Source organism: Micromonospora sp. NPDC003197 (assembly GCF_053590565.1).
The window spans coordinates 150,611-166,954 of record NZ_JBSFTE010000013.1 but is presented as its reverse complement, the minus strand read 5'-3'; the positions used below and the strand labels follow the sequence as shown (position 1 = coordinate 166,954).

General features: G+C 70.9%; 15 protein-coding genes. 8 read left to right on the top strand and 7 right to left on the bottom strand.

Going from position 1 to position 16,344, the window contains the following annotated elements; all coding sequences use genetic code 11:
- Positions 1–70 precede the first annotated feature (70 nt).
- From ACWDV4_RS16985 to ACWDV4_RS16960, 6 genes are all read left to right on the top strand, one after another.
- Positions 71–1,276: a PucR family transcriptional regulator gene (locus tag ACWDV4_RS16985; protein ID WP_449979555.1), complete on the top strand. Its 1,206-nt coding sequence runs from the start codon at positions 71–73 to the stop codon at positions 1,274–1,276.
- Between the two features lie 135 nt (positions 1,277–1,411).
- On the top strand, positions 1,412–2,620 hold the full coding sequence (locus ACWDV4_RS16980) for an acyltransferase domain-containing protein (protein ID WP_449979553.1): 1,209 nt from the start codon (positions 1,412–1,414) through the stop codon (positions 2,618–2,620).
- Positions 2,617–3,561 carry a beta-ketoacyl-ACP synthase III gene (locus tag ACWDV4_RS16975; protein ID WP_449979644.1) on the top strand — a complete coding sequence of 315 codons (945 nt, stop codon included), beginning with the start codon at positions 2,617–2,619 and terminating at the stop codon, positions 3,559–3,561. Before ACWDV4_RS16980 ends, ACWDV4_RS16975 begins: the two co-directional genes overlap by 4 nt.
- A 113-nt stretch (positions 3,562–3,674) precedes the next feature.
- On the top strand, positions 3,675–3,914 hold the full coding sequence (locus tag ACWDV4_RS16970; protein WP_184536599.1) for an acyl carrier protein: 240 nt from the start codon (positions 3,675–3,677) through the stop codon (positions 3,912–3,914).
- A 2-nt stretch (positions 3,915–3,916) separates the two neighbouring features.
- Positions 3,917–5,137 (top strand): beta-ketoacyl-ACP synthase II, encoded by a 1,221-nt coding sequence (gene fabF, locus ACWDV4_RS16965; protein WP_449979551.1) that lies wholly within the window; start codon positions 3,917–3,919, stop codon positions 5,135–5,137.
- 117 nt (positions 5,138–5,254) lie between these two features.
- Entirely contained in the window at positions 5,255–6,025 is a 771-nt protein-coding gene (locus ACWDV4_RS16960; RefSeq protein WP_449979548.1) for a GNAT family N-acetyltransferase, read from the top strand.
- 81 nt (positions 6,026–6,106) lie between these two features.
- On the opposite strand, the gene ACWDV4_RS16955 is transcribed toward ACWDV4_RS16960, so the two are convergent.
- A complete protein-coding gene (locus ACWDV4_RS16955) occupies positions 6,107–6,670 on the bottom strand; it encodes a TetR/AcrR family transcriptional regulator (protein ID WP_449979545.1) in 564 nt (187 codons plus the stop codon).
- A 56-nt stretch (positions 6,671–6,726) separates the two neighbouring features.
- Between ACWDV4_RS16955 and ACWDV4_RS16950 the strand changes: the two genes are divergently transcribed.
- Together ACWDV4_RS16950 and ACWDV4_RS16945 are read left to right on the top strand one after the other, a co-directional pair.
- Positions 6,727–8,115 carry an MFS transporter gene (locus ACWDV4_RS16950; RefSeq protein ID WP_449979542.1) on the top strand — a complete coding sequence of 463 codons (1,389 nt, stop codon included), beginning with the start codon at positions 6,727–6,729 and terminating at the stop codon, positions 8,113–8,115.
- Between the two features lie 193 nt (positions 8,116–8,308).
- Entirely contained in the window at positions 8,309–8,974 is a 666-nt protein-coding gene (locus ACWDV4_RS16945; RefSeq protein WP_449979539.1) for a lipoprotein, read from the top strand.
- Positions 8,975–9,034: 60 nt separating this feature from the next.
- Here ACWDV4_RS16945 and ACWDV4_RS16940 read toward each other — a convergent pair whose 3' ends face one another.
- The 6 genes from ACWDV4_RS16940 to ACWDV4_RS16915 all read right to left on the bottom strand — a co-directional run bounded on the left by ACWDV4_RS16940 (position 9,035) and on the right by ACWDV4_RS16915 (position 16,265).
- Positions 9,035–10,078 carry an ROK family protein gene (locus tag ACWDV4_RS16940; protein ID WP_449979536.1) on the bottom strand — a complete coding sequence of 348 codons (1,044 nt, stop codon included), beginning with the start codon at positions 10,076–10,078 and terminating at the stop codon, positions 9,035–9,037.
- Positions 10,075–11,550 (bottom strand): lyase family protein, encoded by a 1,476-nt coding sequence (locus tag ACWDV4_RS16935; RefSeq protein WP_449979533.1) that lies wholly within the window; start codon positions 11,548–11,550, stop codon positions 10,075–10,077. Before ACWDV4_RS16935 ends, ACWDV4_RS16940 begins: the two co-directional genes overlap by 4 nt.
- Positions 11,551–11,639: 89 nt before the next feature.
- Complete coding sequence (locus ACWDV4_RS16930) at positions 11,640–12,593, bottom strand: amidohydrolase family protein (RefSeq protein ID WP_449979530.1); 954 nt, start codon at positions 12,591–12,593, stop codon at positions 11,640–11,642.
- A complete protein-coding gene (locus ACWDV4_RS16925) occupies positions 12,590–13,396 on the bottom strand; it encodes a creatininase family protein (RefSeq protein WP_449979528.1) in 807 nt (268 codons plus the stop codon). The genes ACWDV4_RS16930 and ACWDV4_RS16925 overlap by 4 nt, the downstream gene beginning before the upstream one ends.
- Positions 13,384–15,186, bottom strand: a complete 1,803-nt coding sequence (locus tag ACWDV4_RS16920; RefSeq protein WP_449979526.1) for an ABC transporter permease — start codon at positions 15,184–15,186, stop codon at positions 13,384–13,386. The genes ACWDV4_RS16925 and ACWDV4_RS16920 overlap by 13 nt, the downstream gene beginning before the upstream one ends.
- Positions 15,183–16,265, bottom strand: coding sequence for an ABC transporter ATP-binding protein (locus ACWDV4_RS16915; protein WP_449979524.1), 1,083 nt, complete (start codon positions 16,263–16,265; stop codon positions 15,183–15,185). Before ACWDV4_RS16915 ends, ACWDV4_RS16920 begins: the two co-directional genes overlap by 4 nt.
- Positions 16,266–16,344: the final 79 nt, after the last annotated feature.

The window sequence follows — 16,344 nt, the reverse complement described above, 5'->3', positions numbered from 1 at the left end:
CCCATTCCCCCTCGTCGGGCCGGGCGGGGTGGAGCACGCCGCCCCGGGCGCGGCATGACACGCTGGACCGATGGTGGGGGTGACCGAGCCGGACGACGGCGAGCTGGCCGCGACGCTGCGCCGAATCGAACGCGCGGCCGGTTCGCTGGCCACCGCCAGCATGGCCCGGATGGACGAGTCGCTGCCCTGGTTCCGTGACCTACCGGCTGACCAGCGCTCCTGGGTCATGCTGGTCGCCCAGGCCGGCGTGCGCTCCCTGGTGACGTGGCTGCGGCAGGGTGGCAAGGCGGACAGCACCCAGGAGTTGTCCGACGAGGTGTTCGCGGCAGCACCCCGCGCCCTGGCCAGGTCGATCAGCCTGCAACAGACCGTCGCCTTGATCAAGGTAACCATCGACGTGGTGGAGGAGCAGGTCCCCAGCCTGGCCGCCCCGGGCGAGGAACAACTGCTGCGGGAGGTGGTGCTCCAGTTCTCCCGGGAGATCGCCTTCTCCGCCGCCCGGGCGTACGCCCGAGCCGCCGAGTCCCGGGGCGCCTGGGACGCCCGACTCCAGGCCCTGCTGGTGGACGCGCTGCTGCGCGGTGATTCCCCGGACGTGCTGGCCAGCCGGGCGGCGGCGCTGGGCTGGGCGGACGCACCACCGGTGGCGGTCGCGGTCGGGCGCTCGCCGGGTGGTGAGGTGGCCGCGGTCCTGCACACCGTCTACCGGGCGGCCCGCCGCCTCGATGTGGAGATCATCGGCGGGGTGCACGGGGACCGCCTGGTGATCGTGCTCGGCGGGGCGGCCGATCCGCTGGCCGTCACCGAGAAGCTGCTGGCCGGGTTCGGTAGCGGCCCGGTGGTGGTGGGTCCGGCGGTACCGAGCCTGGACGAGGCCACCGACTCCGCTCGGGCGGCGCTGGCCGGGTTTCGGGCGGCCCCCGCCTGGCCGGCCGCACCTCGACCGGTAGCCGCCGCCGACCTGTTGCCCGAGCGGGCGTTGGCCGGTGACTCCGAGGCGCGCCGGAGCTTGCGCCACGACGGTTACGCGGCCCTGGTCCGCGCCGGCGGCGAACTGCTGGAGACGTTGGACGCCTTCTTCGCCGCGGGTGGAGTGTTGGAGAGCGCCGCTCGGGCGCTGTTCGTACACCCCAACACGGTGCGTTACCGACTGCGCCGGATCGCCGATGTGACCGGCCTGTCGCCGCTGGCTCCTCGGGATGCGTTCGCGCTCCGGGTGGCGCTGACCATCGGCCGGCTCGACCCGGCGGCCCCGCCAGCATCGCCGGCCACATAACCGTCAACACGCCGTGAAGCTGACATAAAACTCCTGGATGTCACCGATCTTTGTATGCCTTCGACAAAGTCTCTAGTACGGTTTGGTGCCTGCCGACACCCACATGACCCGTCGGTATCAAGGAGAGTCGTATCCGTGCTCGCCGTACTGTCCCCCGGTCAGGGGTCCCAGAAGCCCGGCTTCCTCACTCCATGGCTCGACCTACCTGGCACCGAGGCTCGGCTGCGCTGGTGGTCCGCGCTGGCCGGGGTCGACCTGGTGCACCTCGGCACCCGGGCCGACGCCGACGAGATCAAGGACACCGCCCGTACCCAGCCGCTGCTGGTCGCCGCCGCACTGCTCGCGGCCGAGCAACTGCCCATGCACGACGTCGGCCTCACCGTCGGCCACAGCGTCGGCGAACTGAGCGCCGCCGCCCTGGCCGGCGTACTGCCCGCCGACGCGTCGGTCGCCCTCGCAGGCGTACGGGGCCGGGAGATGGCCGCCGCCTGCGCCATCGAGCCGACCGGCATGGCCGCCGTGCTCGGCGGGGACCCCGACGAGGTGCTGGCCGCGATCGAGGCGCACGGTCTGCACGCGGCCAACCGCAACGGCGCCGGCCAGGTGGTCGCCGCCGGCCCCGGAGACCGGCTGGAGAAGCTGGCCGCCGAACCTCCGACCCGGGCCCGGGTCACCGTGCTGAAGGTCGCCGGGGCGTTCCACACCCCGTACATGGCTCCCGCCGAGCGGGCGCTCGCCGCCATCGCCCCCGGCGTCCCCACCGCCGACCCGACCCGCCTCCTGCTGTCCAACCTCGACGGCACGGTGGTCGGCCACGGCCGGGAGATGCTGCACCGCCTGGTCCGCCAGGTGACCGCCCCGGTCCGGTGGGACCTGTGCATGCGAGCACTGGCCGACCTCGGGGTCACCGGGATCATCGAACTGCCCCCGGCCGGCACCCTCGCCGGCCTGGTCAAGCGGGAACTCAAAGCCACCGGCGTACCGGAGATCGTCACCCTCAACACGCCAGACGACCTGCCCGCCGCCCGCGACCTGATCGCCCGGCACGGCACCCTCCCCCAGCCCGGCAGCCCGATCTCCCAGCCCAACGCGTCTTCCCGCCTCGGGTCGACCACGCGGTTCCGCGTCGTGGTGGCCCCCCGAGCCGGCACCTTCACCCCGGCCGACGGGCTCACCGAGGGCGACGCCATCCGCGCCGGGCAGATCGTCGGTCAGGTGGTGGGCCGCCAGGGCAGCACCGATGTGGCGGCGCACGACAGCGGCGTACTCACCGAATGGCTCGCCCACCCCAACACCCCGGTCGCACCGGGCCAACCCCTCGTCCGCATCGGAGGACACAACTGATGGGCAGCCAGATCGTCGCCCTCGGGCACTACCAGCCCTCCCGGGTGGTCACCAACGACGAAATCGCCCAGATGGTCGACACCAACGACGAGTGGATCCGGGACCGGGTCGGCGTCGTCACCCGGCGAATCGCCGACGGCGAGACGGTGGACGACATGGCCACCGCCGCCGCCGCCAAGGCGCTGTCCAACTCCGGGCTCACCGCCGCCGACATCGACCTCGTCGTGGTCGCCACCTGCACCGCGGTAGACCGCAGCCCCAACGTCGCCTGTCGGGTGGCCGCGAAGCTCGGCATCAACGCGCCGGGCGCCTACGACATCAACACCGCCTGCTCCGGCTTCTCCTACGCACTGGCCACCGCCGACCACGCCATCCGCGCCGGCGCGGCCCGCCACGCCATCGTCATCGGAGTGGAAAAGCTCTCCGACTTCACCGACTGGACCGACCGCTCCACCTGCATCATCTTCGGTGACGGTGCCGGTGCCGCCGTGGTCTCCGCCACCGCCGAGGACGAGCCGGACGGAATCGGGCCGGTCGTCTGGGGCTCGGTCCCCGAGAAGAGCGACGCGGTACGCATCGAGGGCTGGCGCCCGTACATCCAGCAGGAAGGCCAGACCGTCTTCCGCTGGGCGACCACCGCCCTGGCCCCGCTGGCCCGGCAGGCCTGCGAGCGGGCCGGCGTGGCACCGGAGGAGCTGGCCGCTTTCGTACCGCACCAGGCCAACACCCGGATCATCGACGGCATCGCCAAGCGGCTCGGCGTCACCAACGCGATCATCGCCAAGGACATCGTCGAGTCCGGCAACACCTCCGCCGCCAGTGTGCCGCTGGCCCTGTCCAAGCTGGTCGAACGGCGGGAGATCCCGTCGGGAGCCCCGATCCTGCTCTTCGGCTTCGGCGGCGGCCTCACCTACGCCGGGCAGGTCATCCGCTGCCCGTAACGGCCCATCCGGCCGCGCCCACACCAGCCTGTGCGGGCGCGCGACCACACCCCCCGCGCGGGCGGCGACGCCCGCACGGCGTACACCCATCCACCAGAAGGAGAACCAGCACCATGACCCGTGACGAGATCACCGCCGGCCTCGCCGAGATCCTCGAAGAGGTTGCCGGCGTGAACCCGGACGATGTCGCCGAGGAGAAGTCGTTCACCGACGACCTCGACGTCGACTCGCTCTCCATGGTGGAGGTCGTCGTGGCCGCCGAGGAGAAGTTTGGCGTGAAGATCCCCGACAACGAGGTCCAGAACCTCAAGACGGTCGGCGACGCCATCGCCTACATCGAGGCGCAGTCCTGATCATGACGCGGCCCGACGTCGTCGTCACCGGGCTCGGCGCGACGACCCCGCTCGGCGGGGACGTCGCGTCGACCTGGGACGCCATGCTCGCCGGCCGCTCCGGGGTGAGTCCGCTCACCCAGGAGTGGGCCGGCCAACTGCCGGTCCGGATCGCCGCCCAACTCGCGGTCGACCCGGCCGAGGTGCTCGACCGGGTCAAGCTGCGCCGGCTCGACCGGTCCGAGGCGATCGCGATCATCGCTGCCCGCCAGGCATGGGACGATGCCGGGCTGGCCGACTCGGGTCTGGACCCCGAACGGCTCGCGGTCAGCATCGGCTCGGGCATCGGTGGCGCGCAGACCCTGCTGGCCCAGGACGACATCCTCGAAGCTTCGGGACCGCGTCGGGTCTCCCCGCACACGGTGCCGATGCTGATGCCGAACGGACCGGCCGCCTGGGTCGGGCTGGAACTCGGCGCCAAGGGCGGTGTGCGGTCGATGTCCAGCGCCTGCGCGACCGGTGCGGAGGCGATCGCGCTGGGGCTGGATCTGATCCGCGCGGGTCGGGCCGACGTGGTCGTGGCCGGCGGCACGGAGGCGGTCATCCACCCGCTGCCGATCGCCGGGTTCGCCGCGATGCGAGCCATGTCGACCCGTAACGACGATCCGCTGCGGGCTTCCCGGCCGTGGGACAAGGCCCGGGACGGCTTCGTCCTCGGTGAAGGGTCCGGGGTGGTCGTACTCGAACGGGCCGACCACGCCGCCGCCCGTGGTGCCCGGGTGTACGCCCGGCTCGCCGGGGCCGGGATCACCTCCGACGCGTACGACATGGTGCAGCCGCATCCGGAGGGGCAGGGTCGGGCCATCACCATGGCGCTCACCGACTCCGGGGTAGCCCGTACCGACGTGACGCACGTCAACGCGCACGCCACCTCCACGCCGGTTGGCGACATGCAGGAAGTCGGCGCGCTGCGGGCAACGCTCGGCGACCACCCGGTGCTGACCGCCACCAAGTCGATGTCCGGACACCTGCTCGGTGCGGCCGGTGCGCTGGAGTCGATCGCGACCATCCTCGCCATCCGGGACAGCGTCGTACCGCCGACGATCAACCTGGACGACCCGGACGACGAGCTCAGCCTCGACGTCGCCGCGCTCAAGCCGCGCCACATGGACATCCCGGCGGCGATGAACAACGCCTTCGGGTTCGGCGGCCACAACGTGACCCTGGTCTTCACTCGGGCTTGATGTTAGGAAGGGCCCCTTGTTATCGCATTTTGCATAGTAAGGGGCCCTTCCTAACATCCCCGCCGCTGCGGGAATTCTCGGTGGAGTAAACCGGAGCGGAGGCACTAGGGTGCCCGGGTGCCCATCCGTCCGGACTCCGAATCCCCTGCAGACTCGTTGCTGTGTGCCGACGATGGCACCCTGCTCGCCCGGTTCCGTATCCGCGACGACGACGGCACCCGGGTCGCGGGCCAGGTCCAACCGCTGCCCGGAGTAGCGCTGGGTCGGGTCGCCGCGCAGGCTCGGCACGATCTCGCCGGTCTACGCCTGGAAACCCCTGACGACGGACTCGCGAACGCGCTGGTAGCCGATGGCCTCGAACTCCCTCGGGGCGCGACCGACATGCGTCACGATCTGGCCGACCTACCGACGCCGCTGGCACTGTCCGACGGGTGGTCGTTGGGTGCCCCGGGCTGGGACGACGAACTGGCCGAGGGGCTGGCGGCGGCGTACGGCCCGCAGCATCCGGATGGCGCGTGGCAGAGCAGCGACACCGAACAGATCCGGGCGATGTTCGACAACTCGGATCCGGTTCCGCCCCTGGTGGGTGCGTCGGCCCGCCTGTTGGATCCGGACGGCCGCAGCGCGGGTCACGTACTGTGCGCCGGCCCGGTGCCGTGGACCGACGACGGCTGCGCCTGGATCCTCAACCTGGCGGTGGCACCGCAGGCACAGGGTCGGGGCTTTGGTCGGGCCCTACTCACCCACGCGTTGCGCGGCACCCGGCAGGCCGGGCTGCCATCCCTCGGCCTGTCCGTGGCCGACGGAAACCCTGCCCGCCGGATGTACGACAATGCCGGCTTCCGGCCGGTCACCCGGGTGCTCTCGATCCTCCTGCCACCGCACTGATCCGCCGTGGTCCGGACGGGTCGATCGTGCTGGCTCGGGCTGGGCCGTCGGCTCGACGCGGCAGGACCGGGTGCGGGTGGATCAGGGCTGCGGTTGGTGGTCGAGGAGGAGTTCGGCCGTCGCACGTGCGGCCAGTGCGGGGTGGGCGTCGGGCCGGGTGGCAGCGTGGGCAAGCACCCCGTCGATGAGCACGAGGAGCTGGTCGGCACCGAACTGTGGGGCAGGGTGGCCATGGCGGGTCAGCTCGGTGGCCAACATCTGATGCAGTCTCTCCTTGTAGGCCCGGATTTCCGCGTGGGCGGGATGGGCCGGGTCGGTTAGGGCGAGTTCGGCCGAGGTGTAGCGGCAGCCGCGGAACGACGGCTGCGTGGTTACTTTCTCAAGTTCGTCGAAGATCGCGAGGATACGCTGCCGCGGGTTGTCGCCGGCATCGTCCATGGCCTGGTGGTAGCGGGCCTCGGTGGCGGCGGTCCGCAGCACCTCGGCGATGAGCCCGTCCTTGCCCCCGAAATGCTGATAGAGCGAGCGGCGTGCGACATCGGCCTCCTTGAGGATCGTGTCCACGCCGACGTGTACGCCCTGGGCATAGGTGAGGTCGCGCGCGGCGGTGAGCAGCCGTTCGCGGGGTCCGGGTCTGGTCGTCACGGATCCGATTCTGACACGGGCTTGACAGTAGATCAACCGTTCTATCTAATCTCCTCGTGCGTATACCGACCGTTCTATCCACCGAGGTGGGTGCGCCTCGAAGCAGCACTTTGCCGACCGTGCTGACCGGGGTGTTCATCACGATCCTCGACTTCTTCATCGTCAACGTCACGATCCCCGCCACCCAGCTCGACCTGCAGGCCAGCGCCACTGCCATGGAGTGGGTGGTCGCCGGATACGGCCTGGCCTACGGCTCCGGCCTCATCCTCGGCGGACGACTCGGCGACATGTTCGGCCGCCGCCGCATGTTCGCCATCGGTCTGACCCTTTTCACGCTCACCTCGATCGCATGCGGCCTGGCTCCCGACGCCACCACGCTGGTCATCGCCCGGGTCGCCCAGGGCGCGTCGGCCGCACTACTCGGCCCACAGGTGCTGGCCATCCTGCGTACCGTCTACAGCGGGTCCGCCCAGGCCAGGGCCATCAACCTGTACGCACTGACAATGGGGCTGGCCGCCGTGTTCGGCCAACTCATCGGCGGCCTCCTCATCCAGGCCGACCTGTTCGGGCTCGGTTGGCGGCTCTGCTTCCTGATCAACGTGCCGATCGGCGTCGCCGCTCTCGTCATGACCAGGCGAGCGGTACCCGAGAGCCGGCTCGGCAGCGCCATCCGACTCGACCTCGGCGGGACCGTCCTGATCACCCTCGCACTGGTCGCGACCCTGCTGCCGTTGATCGAGGGCCGCGCGCAGGGCTGGCCACTGTGGACCTGGCTGTCGTTCGCCGTCGCCGCCACCCTCTTCCTGGCATACGGCCGGCGGCGACACGAGTCCCCCCTGATCGACCTCTCCCTGTTCCGCGAACGGGCGTTCACCGTAGGGCTGCTCACCCAGCTCACCTTCACGATGGGCATGGCCGCCTATTTCCTCATCTTCGCCCTCTACACCCAGCAGGGTCGGGGCCTCGACGCCCTCCAGGCCGGTCTGGTCTTCGCCCCAATGGGTGCTGGCTACCTGGCCGCCTCGCTGCTCGCGCCCAGGCTGGTGGCGCGCTTCGGCCGTCAGGTGATCGCTCTCGGCGGACTTACCAGGGCACTCGGTCTGGCCGCCCTGCTCATCATGGTCGCTCAGGACAGCCCCATCAGCTGGCTGGTTCCCGCACTCGTCATCGACGGGTTGGGCATGGGGCTCGCCCTCGCCCCCATCATGGGCACCGTCCTGGCCAGGGTTGCCCCGCGCCACGCCGGAGCCGCCGCCGGCGCACTCACCACGGCCCAACAGGTCGGTGGGGCCATCGGAGTCGGCATCGTCGGCATCGTGTTCTACGGCAGCCTGTCCGCCGGGGTCGCGCAGGCGTTCCAGCACAGCCTGGTCTACCTGATCGCCATCACCCTTGCCCTCGCCGGACTCGTCCAGCTGCTACCACGCCCGACCACCAAGGTGTGACCCGTGTCCTGGCCAGCTGCGAACTGCCGCGCCGCTCACCTGGTCTCACCGCAGGTCGGCGTTCCGCAGCTGCGAGAAATAGATCACGAGGCCAGCGGCCGTTGTGTTTCACTCTGCACGGGACAATGTGCGAACCGCTCATGCCTTGCTGACCGCCATGGTCATTCCGCGAGGCAGCAATAGGGAGTCGACAGTGGGACGAAGACGACTTGGTACGGCTGCGCTGGCCGTACTCGCCATCGGGGTGTTCGGTGGTTGCAGCACCGAAGCGAAGGAGTCCGCACAGGACAAACCAACAACACCGACTCCGACCAGGACTCCGGTAGCGGCCGGTGCCCCCTGGTACGACGACGTCCAGCCGGCTGCCCCCGCCACGAAGGTCGGTGCCGACGGCAGCCCGTGCAAACTGGCGATCAACTTCTCGGTGCCGGCCAAGTGGAAGGTCGAGCCGGTCGAGGCGTCCGGAGAGCTCGCCAGCCTGGCCCAGCAGGGCGGTGCCACAGCACGCTGCGAGATCGACGCGAAGCCCGCCGGGAACATCGGCTTCATTCGGGTCTGGACGGTCGACCGGGGTGGTGTCGGAGCCCAGGCGGCGTTGGAGAAGTTCGTCGCCGGCAGCAGTGAGGCCACCGACGTGCAGTACCGACGGACCCGAGCCGGATCGCTCGACTCGTTCGAGGCGACCTATCTCCTGAAGAGCAAGCTGACCGGCGAGGAGCGACGCGGGCGGGCGATCTCCGTAGCGACCGGCCGATCCGGCACGCTCCTGATCAGCCTCGGCGGCATGGACACCCAGGAGTTCGAGGAGATGCTTCCGGCGTACCTGCTGGCGAAGCAGAGCGTCGAGCTCACCAAGTGACCGGTCGGCCGGTGCCCTCAACCGGGTCACCGGCCGACCGGTAGCCCCACATAGGCCCGACTATCGGCTGACCGGCACCGCTTCGCGTGCCATGGTCACCGCGCCCAGCAATGCCGCGTCGTCGGCGAAGCCCGACAGCACGATCTCCGGCGGATGCGGCAGCACCTGCCGAAGGCGGTCGGTCAGCAGGCTACGGATCAGATCGCTGCGGGCCACCCCGCCGACCAGAACCACCCGCTGTGGGTCGAGCAGCAGGTGACAGGTGGCCAGATGCCGGGCCAGCTCGTCGACCCGGGCGAGCAGCGCGTCCCGGGCCGGACCGGGTCGCTCGGCGACGACGCAGAGCCCCGCCGCTCCCCCGGCGATGTCCAGTCGCTCAGCGAGCTGGTCCAGCGCCCGGCCGGCGAAGGCCGCCTCCAGCATCGCCGCCGGCTCGACCGGTACCCCCGGAACCGCCGAATCCACCGCCGAATCCACCGGCGGATCTGCCGGCCCCGGCCAGGTCGCCCCGGCCACCGCGTACGCGATCTCGCCGGCCGCGCCGCGGAACCCGGCCACCACTTCTCCCCGTACGGTGATCGCCGCCGCGACCCCGGTGCCGAGCCCGACGACCAGTCCCGGGTCGGCGTCCCGCAACGCGCCGAGGCGCAGTTCGGCCAGGGCCGCCGCGTTCAGGTCGTTGGCCACCGACACGACGGAGACATCGAGCCGGTCCCGGACCGCGTCGGCCAGCCGCAGGTGCTCCCATCCGGGTACGTTCGGCGCGAGGTCGATCCCGTCGTCGCGTACCACCCCGGGCGAGGCGATCCCGGCCGCGACCAGCCGTCCGCCGGCCCGCTCGACCAGCGTGGCGGCGAGTTCGAGGGCCCGTTCCAGCGCCTGTTCCGCACCACGCTCGGCGTACGTCGGCACCCGCTCGGAGTGCAGCATCCGGCCGTGGCCGTCGGCGACCCCGACCGCCATCTTGGTGCCGCCGAAGTCGATGCCGAGCAGCCGCTGATCCGTACCGTCGGTGACCGGGCGCTGGCCCCGCGGGCTGTCCGACCGGCCCGCCTGGCCCGGCGGGCGCTGGTCCAGCCTGCCGGTCGTCGAACCCAGGCTCACTGGCCGGCCCGATCGACGGCCTGCTCGGCGACCAGCTGGTCCAGCTTCCGGTCCGCGTCGGCCATCCGCTCCCGCAGGGCGGCGACCCGCTCGGACACCGTGTCGAACGTGCCGCGTACGACGGCCACCTGTGCCCGGACCGCCGCCGCCCCCGGACCGTCGACCTGGGCGCGGTCGAGCACCAGCTCTGGGCGTACCGCAGCGGCGATGAGGTCCGTGATCGCCGCGTCGTCGAGCGCCTCGGTGATCCCGACCGCCTCGGCGGCGGCCCGCACGTCGGCCGGGGTCCACTGGTCCGGTGCGCCTCCGCGCACCAGCCGGCCCACCACCGAGTGCGCGGCCCGGAACGGTACGCCGTGGCGGGTCAGCGCGTCGGCGGCGGCAGTCGTGGTGGCCCCGGACCGGACGATCTCGGCGTTGGTGGGCGGCTCCAGCGGCTCCAGCTCGGCGAGGAAGCCACCGAGCAGGGCGAAGAAGCGTTCGGCCCGGTCGTCACTGTCCCAGAGTCGGACCTGCACGTCGGTGGTGGCGTTGTTGGAGTCCTCCCACCAGGCCGCGCCGACGTTGTTCAGCACCGATGCGGCGTCGGCTGCCTCGGCACCCGCCATCGAGACCAGGTGTTCCAGCACCACCGGGTTGCGCTTCTGCGGCATGATGCTGCTGCCCTGGGTGAAGTCGCCCGGGGTGACCACCCAGCGCCAGGTCAGCCAGTCCATCAGGGTTCGGGCCAGGCGGGCTCCGGTGGCCAGCGCCTGGGCGTTGAGGGTGGCGACCCGGACCAGGTGGTCGGCACCGGCCACCGCCTCGTACGAGTTGGTCACCAGACCGGCGAATCCCAACAGTTCCGCCACCCGGGCCGGGTTGATGTCCAGGTCGGTTCCGGCGAAGGCGCACGAGCCCAGCGGCGACTGGTTCAGCTGGTCGAGCAGGTCGGCGTAGGCGACGGCCTCGCCGGCCAGCGCCTCGGCGTACCCGGCCAGGGCGTGCCCGATGGTGGTGGGCTGGGCGGGCCGGCGGTGGGTGTAGCCGGTGATGACCACGTCGGCGTACCGGTCGGCACGCTCCAGCGCGGTCGCGCCGGTGGCCAGCACCCGATCGATGACCCGGAGCAGCTGCTCGCGCAGCACCATCCGGAACACACCCGCGTCCAGGTCGTTACGGCTGCGGGCGAGCTGCACGTCGAGCTGCGAGGTGGGGATGCCACACGCCTCGGCGAGCCGCTTCTCCACCAGGTAGTAGACGTCCTCGAAGCTGCCGTCGTACTCCGGCGGGGTGCCGGTGTCGGCGGCCAGCTCGCGGAGCCCGCCGAGCAGCCGGGCCCCTCGCTCGGCCGGGATCAGCCCCTGTTCGGTCAGCATCACCACGTGGGCCTGGCTGGCCCGCACCATCGGTCCGAAGAGGTACGACACGTGGTGGTCGTACGTCGGGCGCAGGTGGTGCCGTTGGTACGTGGTCAGCGACGGTGTGTTCATGGCTAATCCTCGTTTCCCTCGTTGCGCCGAGCGGTGTGGTGGCCACCCGGCCTCGGCTGGCGCGACTCAGCCGGCTGCGCCGGTGGGGCTCAGCCGGTGAGCCTCAGCAGCCGTTCGGCGTTTCCGGAGAAGATCGCGTGTAGGTCGGCGTCCGGTATCCGCAGTTCCCGGCAGATGCGCAGCTGTTCGTCCAGGTAGGGGCGGACGTAGCCGCGCGGGAACCAGGACGAGTCACTGCCGAAGATGATCCGCTCGGGGCCGATCGTCTCGTAGCAGCGCTGGAACAGGTCGGTCAGCGTCAACCGGTACGGCATCCAGCGCACCCACTGGTTTGATCCGGACGTGTCGATGTGGATGTTGGGGCAGCCCCAGGCGGCGAAGAGCAGTTCCTGCACGTGCTGGACGCCGAAGTGCGGCACCACGAAGGGCAGTTCCGGGAATCGGCGGGCGACCCGGGCCAGGTGGTATGGGCTGTCGTACGGGCTGGACGAGAGGCCGCCGGCGCTGCCGTAGTGTCCGACGTGGACCAGGACCGGGATGCGCAGCCGCTGGGCGGTCGCCCAGACCGGGTCGAGGGTCGGGTCGTCCAGTGGCCCGCGTAGCAGCGGGGCGAAGAGCTTCCAGCCGCGCAGCCCGAGTTCGGTCACCGCCCGCTCCAGTTCACCTGCCGCGTCGGGCGCGAACGGGTCGTGGTGGGCGAAGCCGAGGAACCGGTCCGGGTGCCGGGCGACCAGTTGGGCCATCCTGTCGTTGCCCCCGGCGGTGACGAAGACGGCCTGCCGAATGCCGTTGGCGTCCAACTCCCCGACCCACCGGTCGGCCTCCTCCGGCCAACGCGGGGCGGCCGGTTCCGGGTCCGGGAATCCCCAGTCCCGCCGCCACCGCTTCGTGTACGGGGCGACGGCGGCAGCGCGTACCGCCCGGTCGTGCTCGTCGCCGGGGTGCATGCCGGCGGTGTGCTCACCGGCCCGGATGGTCTCGTCCGCACCGATCTGGAAGTGCAGGTGGAAGTCGACGACGTCCAACCCATGGTCGGCAGTCATGCCGCCCCCTCGGGTGGGCCGGGTAGCGGGGCGGCCACCCAGGCGTCGACGATCTCGCGTAGTCGTGTCCCGGCCAGTTCGCGTACCCGCTGGCCCGCCGTTTCGCTGGCCAGCGAGACGTGTCCGGACCAGCCCTCCCACGGGTTGGGCCGGGACTCGATCAGCACGTACGGGTGGGCGACCGGCAGTTTCGGTTTCGGCGGCAGGTCGGCGGCAGCGTCGAGACGTACCGCGCCGGGGTCGAAACCGAGCACCCCCGAGGTCTCGTACGCGCCGCCGTGCCCCCTCGCCGGCGGTTCGCCGTAGATCTCGGTGGTCTCCGCCGGGGTGACCAGCTGGAACCAGTTGACCAGCAGCAGGCTGGCCGTCCGCCGGCCGGAGACCCATTCCATCGCCGCCCGGACGGTGGACATGTTGGCGTCGTGCCCGTTGACCACGAGCAGTCGGGTGAATCCGGCCGCGACGATTCCTTCGATCACGTCGCTGAGGTAGCCGACCGCCACCTCGGGCCGGATGGACACGGTTCCCGGCCAGGGCCGGGTCTGCCCGGGGCAGGCGGCGTACGGCACGGCCGGGAAGAGCACCCCGCGCGGACCGCCCGTGACTGCGCTCTCCCCGGCGAAGCCCTCGGCCAGGATCAGATCTGCGCCCAGCGGCAGGTGCGGGCCGTGCCATTCGACGGCCCCGACCGGCAGTACGGCGAAGTCGGCCGCCTCGGCCACCGCCGACAGTTCACACCCGGGCACCCGGGTGATCGGGAAAAGTCCACCAGCGTTCAGCCAGTGGGTGTTCAGTTCGTCCACTTGGCTGCCTCCTTCGTCGACTGGTTACCACTCTCCAGCCGGCCGGAGACCACCATCACCACGAAGATCAGGAGCACCTGGAGCATGCCGTATGCGGCGGCGGTGCCGATCTCGAACGAGTACATCCGGTTGTTGATCTCGACCGAGATCGGTGCGGTGGAGGAGGTGTAGATCAGCACCGAGGCGACGAACTCGCCGACGCCGTTGACGAAGGCGAGCAGCGCGCCGGCGAGCACGCCCGGCAGCATCAGTCGCAGGGTGACCGTGCGGAACGCCCGCCACCAGGAGGCACCGAGGTTACGGGCGGCCTCCTCCAGCGACGGGTCGAGCTGGGCCAGCGCCGCGTTGCTGGACCGGAAGACCAGCGGCAGGAACCGCACGAAGTACGCCAGCGGCATGATCCAGAAGGTGCCGACCAGCACCTGCCCGAAGCTGAACGCGTTGCCGGTGCTGAACGCCGAGATCAGGTTGATCGCGACGACGGTGCCGGGCAGCGCCCAGGCCAGCATGACGGCCACGTCGAGCAGGCCGCGGCCGAAGAACCGCAGCCGCCGGACGGCGTACGCGATGAGCACACCGAAGACGACACAGGCCACGGTGGCGAGCAGGCTCATCTGCAACGAGTTGAGGATCGGCTCGAACGCCTTCGGATCGGTGAAGATCGTCTTGAAGTTCTCGGTGGTGTACTCGCTCGGCACCACCTCGGTGGTCCACGAGCCGTCGGCCGAGAACGCCACCAGCGCGATGGTCGCCACCGGGGCGAGCAGCACCACGGTGGCCAGCAGCGAGCCGACCAGCGCCAGCCAGCGACCGAACGGGTTGGTCACCTCGCGACGGTGGGCGGCGACGCCCTTGGACTGCGAGCGGTAGCTGCGCCGCCCCTCGTACCAGCGCATACCGAGCAGGAACAGCACCGACACCACGCCGAGCACCGAGGCGTAGGTGGAGGCCATCGGCAGGTCGCCGTTGGTGCGGTTGATGTAGATCTGCATGGTCATCGTCTGGTCCACCCCGAACAGCAGCGGGGCGGTGTACGACGCCAGCGACGTCATGAAGACCAGCAGCGAGGCGGAGACCAGCGCCGGGGTGAGCATCGGCAGCAGGATGGTGCGCCAGACCCGGACCCGGCCGGCGCCCAGGTTGTACGCCGCCTCCTCCACCGACGGGTCCATCCCGGCCAGTGCGGCCGAGGCAGACAGGTAGAAGAACGGGTACATGGTGAAGGTGTGCACGATCAGCACACCGGCGATGCCGCTGAACGGCAGCACCGGGCTCTCCGTACCGAAGAGCTGCTGGAGGCCGCGCGGCAGGATGCCGGTCTCGCTGTAGAGCAGCTGGAACGAGATCGCGCCGATCAGCGGCGGCAACGCCGCCGGCACCAGGATGATCGCCTCGATCAGCTTCCGGCCGGGGAAGGAGAAGCGCTTGAGCAGGAACGCCATCGCCACACCGACGATGCCGCAGAGCAGGACGCTGGCCGCTGAGATGGCCAGCGAGGTGAGCAGCGAGGAGCGCGCGACGCCGTCGCCGGAGAGGAAGCTGGTGTAGTTGTCGACCCCGTCGGTGTTGACGCTCTCCAGGAAGGTGGCCAGCATCGGCTGGACCACGTACCCCCAGAGCACCAGGGCCAGCGGGAGCACCAACACGTACGGGAACCAGTTGGAACTCGTACCGCCCCGGAACCGGTCGGCGAACCGGGACCGGCCGTTGTCCCGACGGGAGCGCGCCGGGCCGGGGGCACCGGTCAGGCCGGTGCCCGGGGAGGTCGACGTCGTCGGGGTGGCGGTCACGGGCGGACCACCCACATCCGGGCGGGGTTGAGCCGTAGGCCGATCTGGTCGCCCACGCCCAGTCCGGCGGGCACTTCGACGGCCGCGACCAGCACGCCCGCGGACTCGCCCTCGACCTCGACGACCAGGTTGGTGGCCATGCCGGTGAACTCCAGGTCGGCGATCCGGGCGGTCAGCGCCCCCTCCTCGGTCGCCGCGCAGAGCCCGATGTGTTCGGGGCGGACGGAGACCAGGGCGGTGGACCCCTCGGTCAGGCCGTGGCCCTGCGGTCCGGCCACGGTGATCTGGCTGCCGCCGCCGGGCAGCCGTACGTCGACCGTGGTGGCGGTGGCCGCGACCACCGGCAGGGAGAGTACGTTGCTGCGCCCGATGAACCGGGCGACGAAGGTGTTCGCGGGCTGGTGGTAGATCTCCTGCGGCGAGCCGATCTGCTGGACCCGACCGGATTCCATCACCGCGATCCGGTCCGACATCGCCATCGCCTCGGACTGGTCGTGGGTGACGTAGATCGAGGTGATCCCGGCTTCGCGCTGGATGCGCCGGATCTCCACCCGGGTCTCCTCGCGCAGCTTGGCGTCGAGGTTGGACAGCGGCTCGTCGAGCAGCAGGGTGCGCGGCCGGATCACCAGGGCGCGGGCCAGGGCGACCCGCTGCTGCTGGCCACCGGAGAGCTCGTCGATCCGGCGGTTGCCGTAGCCGCCGAGGTGCACCTGGTCGAGCGCCTCCTCGACCCGGCGCTGGGCGTCCGCCCGGCCGACCTTGCGGATCTTCAGTCCGTACGCCACGTTCTGCGCCACCGACATGTGCGGGAACAGGGCGTAGTTCTGGAACACCATGCCGGTGTCGCGCTTGTTCGGCGGTTTGCGGGTGACGTCCTCGTCGCCAAACCGGATCCGGCCCGAGGTGGGGAAATAGAACCCGGCCACCATGCGCAGGGTGGTGGTCTTGCCGCAGCCGCTCGGGCCGAGCAGGGTGAAGAACTCGCCGGCGGCGATGTTGATGTCGACATCGTCGACCGCCGCGGTGTCGCCGGCGCGCGCGAAGCGCTTGCTCACCGACTCCAGCGTGACATCGATCATGAGGTTCCTTCCTCCATCCGGATCCGGACCGGGCCCTGGTGGGGCCCGGTCCGGTGCCGTGACCGGTCGACCCGTCGTA